Below are 13195 nucleotides of genomic sequence, written 5' to 3'. Positions count from 1 at the left end.
AACTTTTGCGAGATGCATTCATTCCCGGTGTCAATATTGGGCTCGTGGGTCATGTCGATCACGGCAAGACCACTCTGGTCAGCGCGCTGACCGGTACCTGGACGGACAGGCACAGCGAGGAGATCAAGCGCGGCATCTCCATCCGCCTTGGCTACGCGGATACAACGTTCTACAAATGTGAGGAGTGCGAGGGTGCGGCGGCCTATTCTCCCCATCCCGAATGCCCGAAATGCGGAGGGAAGGCGGTCCCGTTCCGGACGGTCTCATTCGTCGACGCCCCCGGCCACGAGACACTGATGGCAACGATGCTCTCCGGCTCCGCCCTGATGGACGGGGCGATGCTCGTTATCGCTGCAAACGAGGTCTGCCCGCAGCCCCAGACCAAAGAACACCTGATGGCGCTCGAACTGATCGGCATCAAGAAGATCGTCATCGTTCAGAACAAGATCGACGTAGTCACCCAGGCCGAGGCGGTTGAGCATTATAAGCAGATCAAGCGGTTCATCAAGGGCACCATCGCCGAGAACGCGCCCATCATACCGGTCTCCGCGCAGAAAGGAATCAATATCGCTGCCCTGATCCAGACCCTTGATACGGTCATCCCGGAGCCCGACCGTAACCCGGAGATCGACCCGTTGCTGCTCGTCGCCCGGTCGTTTGATATCAACAAACCCGGCTGCAGCTGGCGGGACGTGAAAGGCGGCGTCATCGGCGGCTCGCTCATCCGGGGAATCCTGCATGAGGGAGACGATATCGAGATCCGGCCCGGCCGACAGGTTCAGGTAGAGAACCGGACGAAGTGGGAACCGATCGAGACGAAGATCACCTCCATTAACGCCGGTCACATCAAGGTGACCGAGGCAGCGCCCGGAGGCCTCCTCGGTGTCGGGACGAAACTCGACCCGGCACTGACGAAGAGCGACGCCCTCGCCGGGCAGGTGGCCGGGCTCGTGGGGAAACTGCCGCCGGTCTGGGAACGCCTGAAATTCGACGTCACGCTCATGGACCGCGTGGTCGGTGCGGACAGCGAGCAGATCATCGAGCCCTTGAAGCATAAAGAGCCGCTGATGCTCTCGGTCGGCACCGCCGTCACCGTCGGGGTGATCGTGAACACGAAGAAGAACCAGATAGAAGTCCAGCTGAAGCGGGCGGTCTGCGCGGAGATCGGTGCACGGATTGCCATCAGCAGGCAGGTCGGCGGGCGATGGCGGCTGATCGGCATGGGGATTCTAGTCGAGTGAGGGTGCTCCTCGACACGAACGCCCTCTTGATGCCGGCCCAATTTGGGATTGACCTATACGACGAACTCATGGGTCTCTTCGGTGACTTCGAGCCGATCACGCTTGAAGAGGTGACCGGGGAACTCCGCGGGCTCGCCCGGGGCCGCGGTCGCGATGCGGCGGCGGCCCGTGTGGGCCTCGCGATGGCCCGGCGTTCGAGGGTCGTGCCGAGTGGGAGTGCCGCGGAGCGTGTGGACGACCGGATGATCGAGTATGCCCGTCGGGAGGGGTGCGTTGTGGTGACGAACGACCGGGAACTCAGAAATGCTCTCCTCCGTGAGGGGATTGACGTTGTTTCGATGCGAAGAACGAGGACATTGGAACTGTTGAGGGGATAGGTGAGGTAACATGTATTACAAAATGACGCTGGAGGACAAGGTGCGGGTTCCGCCCCACCGCCTCGGGGAAGACCTCGAGAAGGTCATCCTCAATGTACTGCAGGAGCAACTGGAAGGCAGCATCACCAAGGAGATCGGGATCTTCATCGCGGTCACGAAGATCCTCGAGATCGGCGAGGGAGAACTGATCCCCGGGGACGGTGCCGTCTACTACGATGTCAGGTTCGAGGCGGCGGTGCTCCGCCTGGCGCTTCAGGAAGTGATCGAGGGCGAGGTGGTGGAGACGACGAGTTTCGGTGCGTTCATCAGCCTCGGGCCCATCGATGCCATGCTTCACGTGAGCCAGATATCGGATGAGTATATCAACTACGACGAGAAGAACGGCCGGTTGATCTGCCAGGACTCGAAGCGGTATATCGCTGTCGGCGACGGCGTCCGGGCCCGGGTCGTTGCGCTCTCGCTGAACGAGCGCGAACCCCGGGAGAGCAAGATCGGCCTCACCATGCGGCAGTCCGGCCTCGGCACCATGCTCTGGCTGGAAGAGGAACTCGAACGCGAGAAGGCAAAAGGAGCGGCATAACCAATGGTCGTCCGTAAGAAAGTGATCAGGGTCTGCCGCGAATGCCACCGGGTCGTCGAAGGAGAGGCCTGTGTGGTCTGCAGCACGACCAACCTGAGCGAAGATTGGGCAGGCTACGTCGTGATCATCGATCCCGAGCATTCGGATATAGCAAAGAAGATGAACATCACCATGGCCGGCAGGTATGCACTGAAGGTCCGTTGATGCTCCGACTTCCCGAAGCGCACCGGGATCTCTTTAAAAAACCGTTCGGCACCCTGTATGGGAGTATCGACGAACTGCTCGCCCGGCTCGAAGGCCGGGCGGTCTACGCCGTCGGGGATGTGGTGACCCATAACCTCCTCGCCGCAGGCGTCGTCCCGGATGTTGCCATCATCGACGGTTACACGATGCGCTTACCCTGCACCCATTCCCCCCTGCTCCAGGCGCGGAAGTTGACGGCAACGAACCCCGCGGGCACGATCACCGACGACCTCGTCGACGCGATCGATACGGCGGTCCGCGATCCTCCCGTGGTGATCGTCGTCGACGGCGAGGAAGACCTTGCGGTCATCCCGCTCGTCCTCGCTGTCCCGATCGGGGCCGCCGTCCTCTACGGCCAGCCGCGAGAAGGCGTCGTCCTCCGGATCGTCGATGCGCCGGCGAAACGGGAGGCCGCGTCCATGCTGAACCGTTTCGTGCGTGAGTGAGCCGTGCGGCGAAACCCGCCCCGGGGCCTCTCATCCCAGAGTATAAATAAATCCGCCAACAATATTTTAGGGATATCGATGGACTTCGAAATTACCCATGACCTGAGGAACGAGTTGTTGAACCGGAGGGAACTCTCGTTTACCCTCACCTTTGACGGCCCGACACCCTCGCGGAAGAGCATTCAGGAGAAGCTCGCTGCGATGCTGAACAAGAATGAGAACCTCCTCGTGCTGGACCTTGCACGGACCCGGTTTGGAAAGATGGAACTCCTCGGCCGTGCCCGGATCTACGACGACGAGGAGAGCAAGACGTCGACAGAGCGGGAGTACCTGCTCAAGCGCGGCGAGCCGAAGGCTGAGAGCGAGGCATAAAGCATGGCAGCCAAAAAGCAGGAATCGACCAAGGTCAAGAGACACGAGTGCTACGAGGTCAAGGGCGACAAGGTAGTCCTGCAGAAGCGGCACTGCCCCCGATGCGGCCCCGGCGTGCTGATGGCCGAGCACAAGGACCGGGCAGCCTGCGGCAAGTGCGGCTACACCGAGTTCCGCAAGTAGGTCCTCACCTTCTGATATAACATACGGCCCCGGCCGCACTTCACCTGCTCCCCCTGCAGGTCGCGGCCGCGGTCGGTCTTTTTCACACCATAACGGAGAGATACCTGTTTTATGCCTGATGGAACGCCCGACGAAGGGCTCGTGCTGGGGCTTGAAGGGACCGCGTGGAACCTCAGTGCCGCCCTCTTCGGAGACGACCTTGTCGCCCTCCATTCGGCGCCATATGTCCCCCCGAAAGGCGGGATCCACCCCAGAGAGGCCGCGCAGCATCACGCCTCGATGATGAAGGAGATCGTCTCCCGGGTGCTCACGGAACCGGACCGGGTCCGGGCGGTCGCCTTCTCCCAGGGACCCGGTCTCGGCCCCTCGCTCCGGACGGTGGCAACCGCCGCGAGGGCGCTCTCGATCGCGCTCGGCGTGCCACTCGTCGGCGTCAACCACTGCGTGGCGCACGTCGAGATCGGGCGATGGGCAACCGGATTCTCCGATCCGATCGTCCTGTATGCGAGCGGCGCGAATACGCAGGTACTCGGGTACTTAAACGGCCGCTACCGGATATTCGGGGAGACGCTGGATATCGGCCTGGGGAACGCGCTCGATAAGTTCGCCCGGGGTCACGACCTCCCGCACCCGGGCGGCCCGATCATCGAGCAGCTTGCCCGGGAGGGCGACTACATCGATCTTCCCTATACGGTGAAGGGGATGGACCTCGCCTTCTCCGGGCTCGTCAGCGCCGCCCAGGAGAGCGCGGCGAAACTCGAGAATGCCTGCGCCGGGCTGCAAGAGACGGCGTTTGCGATGTGCGTCGAGGTGACCGAGCGCGCGCTCGCCCATGCCGGGAAGGACGAGGTGCTGCTTGTGGGCGGCGTCGGGGCGAATGCACGGTTGCAGGAGATGCTCCGGATCATGTGCGAGGACCGGGGAGCGGCGTTCGCCGTCCCGGAGCGGACGTTCCTCGGCGACAACGGTGCGATGATCGCCTACACGGGTAAGGTCATGCTGGAGCACGGGGTCACGCTCACTCTCGATGAGTCGCAGATCCGGCCGGGCTTTCGGGCGGACGAGGTGGAGGTCGTCTGGCGTGAGGAAGAGCCCGGCGAGATCTTTGCCGCCGGGCCGCATGACGGGGGTGTCGCCCGGGGCGCGGAGGCGGTCGTGAAGATCCGGGAGGCTGAGGTGATCAAACACCGTACCAGCAAACACTACCGGAACCCGGCGCTTGATCGGCGGTTGATCACGGAGCGGACCCGGGCCGAGGCCCGCCTGATCGCGCATGCCCGGCGGGCAGGCGTCCCCACCCCGGTGATACGCGATGTTACGGCGGATACGATCGTTATGGAGCGGGTCGAAGGCGAGGTGCTGAAATACGTCACGAGGCCGGAGAATATCCGCCTTGCGGGCGAGGCGGTCGGGAGGCTGCACGGCGCGGGGATCGTCCACGGCGACCTGACGACGAGCAACATGATCGTCCGCGACGGTCAGTGCGTCCTGATCGACTTCGGGCTTGCGTCCACGTCGCCGGAGGTTGAGGCACGGGGGGTCGACCTCCACGTCTTCTTCCAGACGCTCAAGAGCACCACGGAGAACTTCGAGGAGTTGAAGGCGGCCTTCGTCGAGGGGTATGCCGGGGCATTTGGGGGGGCGGAGGAGGTCCTCTCCCGGGAGCATGAGGTGGAACTGCGGGGGCGCTACCTGTGAGGCTTCTCGTGGTGACGAGCAACGTCAACAAGGCGCGGGAAGTGGCCGCGTCCTTTGCGGGGGTGCTGGAGGTCGAGCACGTCGCGATCGAGTGCCCGGAGTTCCGCCACGTCGACGTCGGGGAGATCGCCCGGGGCAAGGCGGAATACGCCTACCGGGTGCTCGCCCGTCCGCTGATCGTGGACGATACCGGTCTCTTCATCGACGCGCTCAAGGGGTTTCCGGGCGCGTGCGCCGCTTACGTCCACGACACCATCGGGAACGCAGGAATCTTGAAACTCATGGAGGGCGTCGAAGACCGGAGCGCTCACTTCGAGACGGCGATCGCGTTCGCCCGGGAGGACGGCATCCGGATCTTCCGGGGAGTCCTCCCGGGGACGATCGTCGCTCCCCGGGGAGAGGGCGGGTTCGGCTACGACCCGATCTTTTCCCACGGCGGACAAACGCTCGCCCAGATGCCGCTCGCCGAGAAGAGCCTGATATCCCACCGGGCGCGGGCACTCGAGGCGTTCCGTACATGGATCGAGCGGGAAGACGCATCCTGACAGAACTGTTAATAGGACCAAGAACGCATAGTACCAATCTGACAAGTGGTGTTTTCAACATGGCAAGATTTCCCGAAGCTGAAGCACGTCTGCTCAACGTAAAGATCTGTATGAAATGCAATGCCCGGAACGCACTCCGCGCGACCCGCTGCCGCAAATGCGGCTCGGAAGAACTCCGGCCCAAGTCCAAGGAACGGAAGGCGTAACGCAGCTGTAGCGCTTGCGCGGATGGCGTTCCGGGTGCTTCCGGTCACGGCGGGCCGGGAGCCGGATATACTCTTTTTTGACACTCTCCACGGCTAGAGCCAGGAGATTCTTGTTTCGTCGACCGGGACTTGCACCGCTGGAATTGGCGGTGTAGCGGTCCTGATCTCCACAAGCGTCGATTCGGGTGTGCCCCACCCTACGGATGCTCGTTTCAAGATATTTTGTGCGGCGTTCAGATCCCGGGGAACCGTGTAGCCGCAGATCGGGCAGGCATGGGTTCGCTGCCAGAGGTCCTTCTTCTCCCGGTGCCCGCAGAGGAAACAGTCCTGCGTCGTGTAGGCCGGCTCGATCAGATGCACATACTTACCAGCATTCGCAGCTTTGTAGCGTATGAACTCTCTTGCCTTGTACCACGCGGCATCGAGAATAGACTGGGATCTGCCGCGAAGTTTTGCATCCAGCGATTCGACCATCGGTCTGATGGTCAGGTGTTCCAGAGCGATCAGATCGTAGCGATCAACGTAGTATCGGCTCCACTTGTGCAGGAAGTCGTTTCTCCGGTTCTCGACCTGCTCGTGGATCCGGGCAACCCGGACCCGCTGCTTCCGGCGGTTCCGGCTCCCCTCCACGGCCCGGGAGAGTTTTCTCTGGGCCCGGCGGAGCCGTTGTGCGGCCTTCCTGACGTTATGCGGGTGCGGGAAGACCCTACCGTCGGTGTCGGTGGAGAAGTTCTCCAGGTTCAGGTCGATCCCGACCGTCCGGGTGCCGGTCGTCGGTACCGGGGTGTCAGGGGTTTCGGAGATGATCGCCACGAACCACTTGTGGGCCGGGGTGTGCTTGATCACGATCTGCTTGATCCTTCCCGGTACCGGGCGGCTGAGCTCGATTCGCAGCTCCCCGATCTTACTCAGCCGGAGGCGGTTGCCCGTGAGCCGGAACCCGGTCGAATCATACTCCATCGAGTGAACCCACTTCTTTCGGAGTTTGCCGACCTTCCTCCCCTTCGCTTTCATTGCTCTCAGGGCGCGAAGGCTGGCAACAATCCGGTGGATCACTTTCTGGAGAACATGGCTCTGGACCTCTTTCAGTTCGGGGTACTCGGCTTTGAGGTCGGGGAGACAGGAATCTACATACACCCGGTTTTCAAGGCACCAGTTCCGAACAAAGGTACATCGTGCAAACCCGGTGAACAGCCGTCCCTCCACCTTCTGCGAGGGGTAGATCCGGTACCGGGTGACGTGCCGCATTCCAGACTCCAGATAACCGTGGGTATTCAGCCGGCTATAAGGTAGCTCCTGCGGGGTGAAAGTGGACGGACCAAGGGGCGCACTTCTCCCCACGGCTCAAGCCGGGGGCTTGTTTGTGCCCCTTGAACCCCGGATTCTCTGTCAGGCACAACCCGGGGATAACGAGGTCGTCCCAAAAAGATCTATGAACCTTCGGTACACCCTGATCGGAGCGCTTGCATCCAAAGTTTCTACCACCTGAACCAGATCCAGGGCAAAAATGGTGAAACGGCTTTCCATAGGGTATCGCCACGTGGGGGAGGGACCGGGAGGGGGACACCCCCTCCCGGCAAAGGTGTTTTGGGACAACCTCAACAACAGGAAGTGGTTGCCGGGTCCGGTCTTCACGCGCTGTAGTAGGTGACTCTTCTGCCCTCTTCGCTGTACTCGCCCCGGTACGTCTCGATGTTGCGCTTGTAACCGATCCGTTCCACAAAACCGAGGTCGCGGAGCCGCTCACGGACCCGCATCACGTCGGCCTCGTCCGCCCAGTCACAGGTGTAGACGTAGACGACGTACCGCTCGTCACGTGAGTCGGGGTTCGGTTTGGCGGTGCTGACTTTTGCGGATATCCCGAGAGTTCCCTTCGCCGTTTCGTCCCGGACCTTCCGCCACGCCTCGTCAACCTCCTCCCCGGGGACGAAGATGAGCCATTTTCCCACCTGCTCGTCATCGAGGCCCCTCGTCGCGGGCCCGGGGGCGTCCTGGACAATCCAGTATATTCTGGTCGTCTTGGAGGGGAGAACGCCTTCGCCCGCCCGGATCGGAACGTAGAACGCGTTGATCTCGCCGAACCGCCGGAGAAGCGCCCCGGCGAGCTCCGGGTAGTCCTCCCGGAACCGCTCAAAGATCTCACGAGCGTCTTCTTCAAAATCGGTCCCCTGCTCGACGAGTTCGAACAGGTACGGGCCCCGGGCACGGAGTTCGCGGTTGAGGTAGATCTCAAAGATCCCGTACGCGACCTCGGCAAGGGCCTCCGGATCGATCGTTTCCATACCTAATGGTAACCGCCGGGAGAGTAAAAAGAATTTTGAAGTGTTACCGGCCAAGCCTCTCCGCAACAAGTTCTGCGGCCCGCTCCCCGGAGAGGAGCATCCCGCCGAAGATCGGTCCCATGCGGCACTCCCCAGCAACGGCGTTTGCCGCCATCCCGGTGACGAAGAGCCCGGGGAAGACTTCTTTTGTGTGATCGAGGATCTGCGACTCAGCGCGCTCGGCCCACATGAAACTCTCGCCCTTGACCTGGAGTCTGCCGCCTTTCCGCTCGATCATGCGGGCAACCATGGCGTCGTGGCCGGTCGCGTCGACGGTGCAGGTGCAGGCCACGGTGAGCGGGTCGACGTGCAGCCCGGCCATATCGACCGGCGTCCAGTTGATGACGAGGCCGCCGACCCTGCCGTCGCCCCGGATCATGACGTCCTCGACGGTGGTGAGGTTAAAGAACTCGACCCCGGCGTCGCAGGCCGCCGCGGTGAGTTTGGCGACTGCTTCGACCGATTTTGCGACGTAGTAGCCCGGCTCGAACTCCCGGTAAGCGATTCCGAACCGGTCGAGGAGCCGCCGTGCTTCTTCCTGGACGACGATCCGCGGGAACATCATCCCGCCGCCCCACATCCCGCCGCCGACACTGAGTTTCTTCTCGATGAGTGCACACCGAACATCCCTCTCCCCGAGGAGCGCTGCACAGGCGAGCCCCGACGGCCCGCCGCCGATGACGGCAGCGTCCATATCGAGGTAATCGATGAATGTCCTGTGCTGCTCCGCAAGGATAGCCCTGCTGATGGTCACTTCGTTGAGCGTCATCCAATCACTAATATTTCACCTCGACGAGATAAGAGCACCGGCACGTGGTGCCGGATACGCCGGAGACCGGTTCAGACGTGAGCGCCCGGAGAGGGTCCGGCATATATCTTAATAGCATCCAGCCCAATAGATCTCTGTCATGAAGTGGACGCGCGACTTCGGTCTGACGATGAGGATGGCTTTAACGTCGTTTCTGCTCCTCATAGTCTACCTGATCTTCCTGGGCGTCCTTTCCGCCCTGGGATTTTCTTTCGGGTTCCTCCTGCTCGCGGCCGCCGTGATGGCGTTCGCCCAGTATTTCTTCTCTGACAAACTGGTGCTCTGGAGCACCGGCACCCGGCTCGTCGAGGAAGACGAGTACCCGGAGCTGCACCGGATGATCGAGAGCCTCGCCGCCAAAGCCGACCTCCCGAAGCCGAAGATCGGGATCATGGCTTCGCCGGTGCCGAACGCGTTTGCAACCGGACGGGGTCCGAAGAGCGCCGTGGTGGCGGTCACCGACTCGATCATGCGGACGCTTAACCGCGAAGAACTGGAGGCGGTGCTTGCCCATGAAATGTCGCACGTGAAGAACCGGGACATGCTGACCCTGACGATGGCGAGTTTCATATCGATGCTCGCCTTCCTGATCATGCGGAACTGGTTCTTCATCGGGCTCTTCAACAACCGCGACAACAACATGGGCGCGCTGATCCTGGTCTACATCGTCTCGATCCTGGTCTGGATCGTGAGCACCCTGCTCACCCGTGCGCTCTCCCGCTACCGGGAGTTCGCCGCGGACAGGGGCAGCGCCGCCCTGACGGACAACCCGCGGGCGCTGATATCGGCGCTCCAGAAGATCAGCGGGCGGATGGACTACGTCCCGGCCGAGAAGAAACAGGAAGTGGAGGGCGCAAATGCCTTCTTCATCATCCCGGCCCTCTCCGGAAACACCCTGATGGAGCTCTTCTCCACGCACCCGTCGCTGGAGAAGCGGGTCGCCGCTCTCGAAGAGCTGGCCACCGGGATCCGGTAACCCAAAAGACAACTTTTTTTCGCACGGCTCGAGAGCGGTGACACGTCGCCGTCGTTCATCCCCGGACGAGGGTACCAGCCGCGCCGCAACCGGATAGTTACCTCAGCGATCTCCAGAACGTGAATCGGGCGATAAGCGGTCAACATGCGCATTCAGGGCTCCAAATTTTTATTTAAAAAAATATATATAACCTGGAGACCTCCAGATACCCGCTCTGTCAGTCAAATGGCCCGACTCAGAATGCTCCGGCACTCAGTCGGGCTTTCCAGCATCCAGCGCTGTATCTGCACCACGCAGAAGCAGCCCGGCCACGCGACGAAAAAACCCGCTTTCACCATACCGAACACGAGAGCCCCTCTTCAGTCAGGAGCACCCGGGTGCAACAGAGACAGGTGATCAAATTGGTTTTAAGAAAAGTTTCCGGCATTCTTACCATTCTGTGTCTTCTTACCCTGACCGGGACCGGTCTTGCGGTCTCGGCTCAGCCGCTCGGCGCCGATCTCGAGCTGGAGTTGCCGATAGACACCATGGAGGTCATAGGAGAGTATAACGTCACGATCGATCCGGCGGAGAACTTCACGGTCGAACCCATCAACCTCGACGCCCCCCTCGAGGTGAGGAGGGATACACCGGTAGGGGCACTCGATGCGGCCTCCCGGTCGGGCGGGGTGAACGCTACGGCTCTGAACTATACGACCTACTACTACACGATCAGCCAGCGGCTGGCCGTCGACAGCATCAACGAGTACCTGTACCAGGACGAGCAGTTCTGGCTCGTCCTCAATGACCTCAATGAGACGTTCTACGAGACGAACACCGATGCTCTGGCGCACAACCTCTCCGACGGCGAGACGTTCTGGTTCATCTACTGCGATCTCTCCGATTACGACCCGGTTCGTGAACAGGTCATCGAACGGGCGGTTGCGGGGCTGTCGATCACGGTTACGTTCGGTGAAGGGAACGTGACACCCACGCCGACGGTTCCCGGTGAGCAGGACGGTCTGGTCGAGGTGATCCGTAGCGACGGCAACCTCTCCTTCATGGCAAGTCTGCTCAACGCGACGGACCTCGCGGCCACGCTCCAGGGCGATGGGCCGTACACGGTGTTTGCACCCCAGAACGATGCGTTCGGCAACCTCTCGCCCGAGGTCTTCACCGGTATTCTCACCGACGAGAACGAGCGGACCCGGGTGCTCTCGAATCACGTGGTCAACGGCAGTTATACGGCTGCCGAGCTCCTGAACATGACGGAGGGCGGCAACGCAACAAACCTCACGACACTCGCCGGGGTGAACCTGACGGTCTCGGTGAACGGGAGCGTGCTGATGATCGATAGCGCCACGATCAGCGGGCCGGAGGTCAACGCGAGCAACGGTGTTGTCCATACCATTGACAGGGTGCTGGTCCCGCCGGCGAATGTAACCCCGGTGGAGACCGTGGCCCCGGTCGAGAATATGACCCCGGCGGTGAACGTGACCCCAATAGTGAATCCGATCGTGAACATGACCGAACTGCCGATGGGGGTCATATAATCCGGCCCCGGAGCGGTCGGCGGGCCTCCACGGGCCTGCAGCCGCCCCCGGGCTCCAGGGGAAAGCACGACCGTTACTGGTGGGATGAACGATTGATCGGCACCAGGAATCTCGTGGTTGCAGTTGTTGTTCTGGCGCTTTGCACGGTCGGGACCGTATCCGGGAGCGATCCGGCACCAGGAGGCGCCGATCCGGGCAGTTACGTGTGGATTGCCGGGATCCCCTTTCTCCACGCCATCCACGAGGAGCCGGGCGGCCGGTTCGGGGATATAACGGAAGGGGGCGGCAGGAAAGCATACACCACGGGCAACTTCACCCCGGGGGATGTGAAGTCATTCGTCTGCACCGACTTCGCAACCGGGGAGGAGTATACCGTCAACGCCACCTGCAGGGCAACCGGGGAGCACTGCTACCTGTTTGTCGAGGAGAACAGGACGGTTGCAGAGAGCGAGATCCGGGACCTCACGGAGACCTTCGACCACGTCGTACACCCCACGATCACGGGGACGTTCGGCAACGAGACCGGGATCGACGAGGATCCCCGGGTGTTCATCCTGCTCCTCGACATCCGCGACGGTCCGGGGGGCAACGTAACGGACCTCTCTATCGTTGGGTATTTCGACGGCAGCGTCGAAAACAACCTGGATGTCATCTTTCTCGACGCCGATGCACGGGAGAGCGAGATGAGCTCGACGCTTGCTCATGAGTTCCAGCACCTCGTCCACCACTCGCACGACCCCCATGAGAGGACGTGGGTCGATGAGGGGTGCAGCGGGTACGCGGAGTACCTCTGTTTCGCGAGCGAGAACCGGGCGAAGGTCCGCGCCTTCAACCGCCATCCCGGGACGCCCCTTGTGGTGACCGACGGCCGGTGGGCCCGTTCGGAGGGCGAGATCAACCAGGCCCACTACGGCGCGAGCTTCCTCTGGACGCTCTACCTTGCGGAGAACTTCGGGGACCGTTCGGGAGACCCGGGGAGGCGGGCGTTCTTCGCGGATCTCGTGGCGGAGAACCGGACCGGTCTTGCCGGGATCGACGCGACGCTTGCCACACACGGCTACCCGGAGTCGTTCGAGGACGTCTTCAAGCGCTGGGTGGTCGCGAACTACCTCGACGCCGAAGGGAGCGACCCGCCGTCCGGGTATGCCGGGATCAACCTCACCCGGTACCCGCAGGTGGCCGGCCACATCGACCTCACCGGAGAGGTCGGGGGGGTGCATTCGTTCCCGGCGGCGGATCTCCTGCCCTGGTCCGCGGCCTACTACGAGGTCGGTGCGGACGACCCGGACGCGGTCGCGTACGAGAACACCCAGGACTTCTGGATGGAGAAGGTGGTCAACCGGAACGGAGAGGCGGTCATCGTCGTCTCGCCCCTCGGCGACCGTGGAGAGGTCGTCCTGACAGTCGCGGAGAGCGGGGAGAACCGGACCGCTGCCGGTTCTCCGGGCTGACGGGGACCGTGCCCGGATCGAGGCCGGCCATACCGTGAGGCGGGCAGGAAGAGGCACCGGGTCCGGTGGGCGCCCCGCTCCGCCCCGGTCGCCGGGGATACGTTAATATCTCATTACGCCAGAAATGTATAGACGTACCAGTACGCATCGATGGTCTAGTGGTATGACTTTGGCCTTCCAAGCCAATAGCCCGGGTTCAATTCCCGGTCGATGCAT

The 13195-nt window shown here is 62.2% G+C and carries 16 protein-coding genes and 1 tRNA gene; 14 read left to right on the top strand and 3 right to left on the bottom strand.

Annotation, left to right across the window (positions count from 1 at the left end):
• The first annotated feature begins 5 nt into the window (after positions 1-5).
• From BRA49_RS04485 to BRA49_RS13555, 10 genes are all read left to right on the top strand, one after another.
• The gene (locus tag BRA49_RS04485; RefSeq protein WP_292383889.1) at positions 6-1241 is read left to right on the top strand and encodes a translation initiation factor IF-2 subunit gamma; all 1236 of its coding nucleotides are present in this window, start codon (positions 6-8) and stop codon (positions 1239-1241) included.
• On the top strand, positions 1205-1618 hold the full coding sequence (locus tag BRA49_RS04480; protein WP_292383887.1) for a PIN domain-containing protein: 414 nt from the start codon (positions 1205-1207) through the stop codon (positions 1616-1618). The genes BRA49_RS04485 and BRA49_RS04480 overlap by 37 nt, the downstream gene beginning before the upstream one ends.
• Positions 1619-1628: 10 nt before the next feature.
• A complete protein-coding gene (locus tag BRA49_RS04475; RefSeq protein WP_292383886.1) occupies positions 1629-2198 on the top strand; it encodes a DNA-directed RNA polymerase in 570 nt (189 codons plus the stop codon).
• A 3-nt stretch (positions 2199-2201) separates the two neighbouring features.
• Complete coding sequence (gene spt4 / locus BRA49_RS04470; protein WP_292383885.1) at positions 2202-2402, top strand: transcription elongation factor subunit Spt4; 201 nt, start codon at positions 2202-2204, stop codon at positions 2400-2402.
• Entirely contained in the window at positions 2402-2887 is a 486-nt protein-coding gene (locus tag BRA49_RS04465; protein WP_292383883.1) for a GTP-dependent dephospho-CoA kinase family protein, read from the top strand. Before spt4 ends, BRA49_RS04465 begins: the two co-directional genes overlap by 1 nt.
• A gap of 78 nt (positions 2888-2965) precedes the next feature.
• The gene (locus tag BRA49_RS04460; RefSeq protein ID WP_292383881.1) at positions 2966-3259 is read left to right on the top strand and encodes a 30S ribosomal protein S24e; all 294 of its coding nucleotides are present in this window, start codon (positions 2966-2968) and stop codon (positions 3257-3259) included.
• Positions 3260-3262: 3 nt separating this feature from the next.
• A complete protein-coding gene (locus BRA49_RS04455) occupies positions 3263-3442 on the top strand; it encodes a 30S ribosomal protein S27ae (protein WP_292383878.1) in 180 nt (59 codons plus the stop codon).
• 111 nt (positions 3443-3553) lie between these two features.
• The gene (locus tag BRA49_RS04450; protein ID WP_292383876.1) at positions 3554-5140 is read left to right on the top strand and encodes a bifunctional N(6)-L-threonylcarbamoyladenine synthase/serine/threonine protein kinase; all 1587 of its coding nucleotides are present in this window, start codon (positions 3554-3556) and stop codon (positions 5138-5140) included.
• The gene (gene rdgB, locus BRA49_RS04445) at positions 5137-5685 is read left to right on the top strand and encodes an RdgB/HAM1 family non-canonical purine NTP pyrophosphatase (protein WP_292383875.1); all 549 of its coding nucleotides are present in this window, start codon (positions 5137-5139) and stop codon (positions 5683-5685) included. The genes BRA49_RS04450 and rdgB overlap by 4 nt, the downstream gene beginning before the upstream one ends.
• Complete coding sequence (locus tag BRA49_RS13555) at positions 5658-5891, top strand: 50S ribosomal protein L40e (protein WP_349680899.1); 234 nt, start codon at positions 5658-5660, stop codon at positions 5889-5891. The genes rdgB and BRA49_RS13555 overlap by 28 nt, the downstream gene beginning before the upstream one ends.
• A gap of 93 nt (positions 5892-5984) precedes the next feature.
• Here the strand turns inward: BRA49_RS13555 and BRA49_RS04435 are convergent, their stop codons facing one another.
• The 3 genes from BRA49_RS04435 to BRA49_RS04425 all read right to left on the bottom strand — a co-directional run bounded on the left by BRA49_RS04435 (position 5985) and on the right by BRA49_RS04425 (position 8981).
• Positions 5985-7139 (bottom strand): RNA-guided endonuclease InsQ/TnpB family protein, encoded by a 1155-nt coding sequence (locus BRA49_RS04435; RefSeq protein WP_292383872.1) that lies wholly within the window; start codon positions 7137-7139, stop codon positions 5985-5987.
• A 383-nt stretch (positions 7140-7522) separates the two neighbouring features.
• On the bottom strand, positions 7523-8173 hold the full coding sequence (locus tag BRA49_RS04430) for a putative phosphothreonine lyase domain-containg protein (protein ID WP_292383869.1): 651 nt from the start codon (positions 8171-8173) through the stop codon (positions 7523-7525).
• A 43-nt stretch (positions 8174-8216) separates the two neighbouring features.
• Positions 8217-8981, bottom strand: a complete 765-nt coding sequence (locus BRA49_RS04425) for a sulfide-dependent adenosine diphosphate thiazole synthase (RefSeq protein ID WP_292383868.1) — start codon at positions 8979-8981, stop codon at positions 8217-8219.
• Between the two features lie 139 nt (positions 8982-9120).
• Between BRA49_RS04425 and htpX the strand changes: the two genes are divergently transcribed.
• The 4 genes from htpX (at position 9121) to BRA49_RS04405 (ending at position 13194) form a co-directional block, all read left to right on the top strand.
• Positions 9121-9996 carry a zinc metalloprotease HtpX gene (gene htpX / locus BRA49_RS04420; protein WP_292383866.1) on the top strand — a complete coding sequence of 292 codons (876 nt, stop codon included), beginning with the start codon at positions 9121-9123 and terminating at the stop codon, positions 9994-9996.
• Positions 9997-10373: 377 nt separating this feature from the next.
• The gene (locus BRA49_RS04415) at positions 10374-11528 is read left to right on the top strand and encodes a fasciclin domain-containing protein (protein WP_292383865.1); all 1155 of its coding nucleotides are present in this window, start codon (positions 10374-10376) and stop codon (positions 11526-11528) included.
• Between the two features lie 113 nt (positions 11529-11641).
• Positions 11642-12979, top strand: a complete 1338-nt coding sequence (locus tag BRA49_RS04410) for a hypothetical protein (protein WP_292383863.1) — start codon at positions 11642-11644, stop codon at positions 12977-12979.
• A gap of 144 nt (positions 12980-13123) precedes the next feature.
• Positions 13124-13194: transfer RNA gene (locus BRA49_RS04405), tRNA-Gly, on the top strand.
• Position 13195 lies beyond the last annotated feature (1 nt).

Origin of the sequence: Methanoculleus sp. UBA430, from assembly GCF_002506585.1 — an archaeon.
GTDB lineage: Archaea > Halobacteriota > Methanomicrobia > Methanomicrobiales > Methanoculleaceae > Methanoculleus.
Note: the sequence above shows the minus strand (reverse complement) of the source record. Positions and strands in the feature narration are given on the sequence as shown.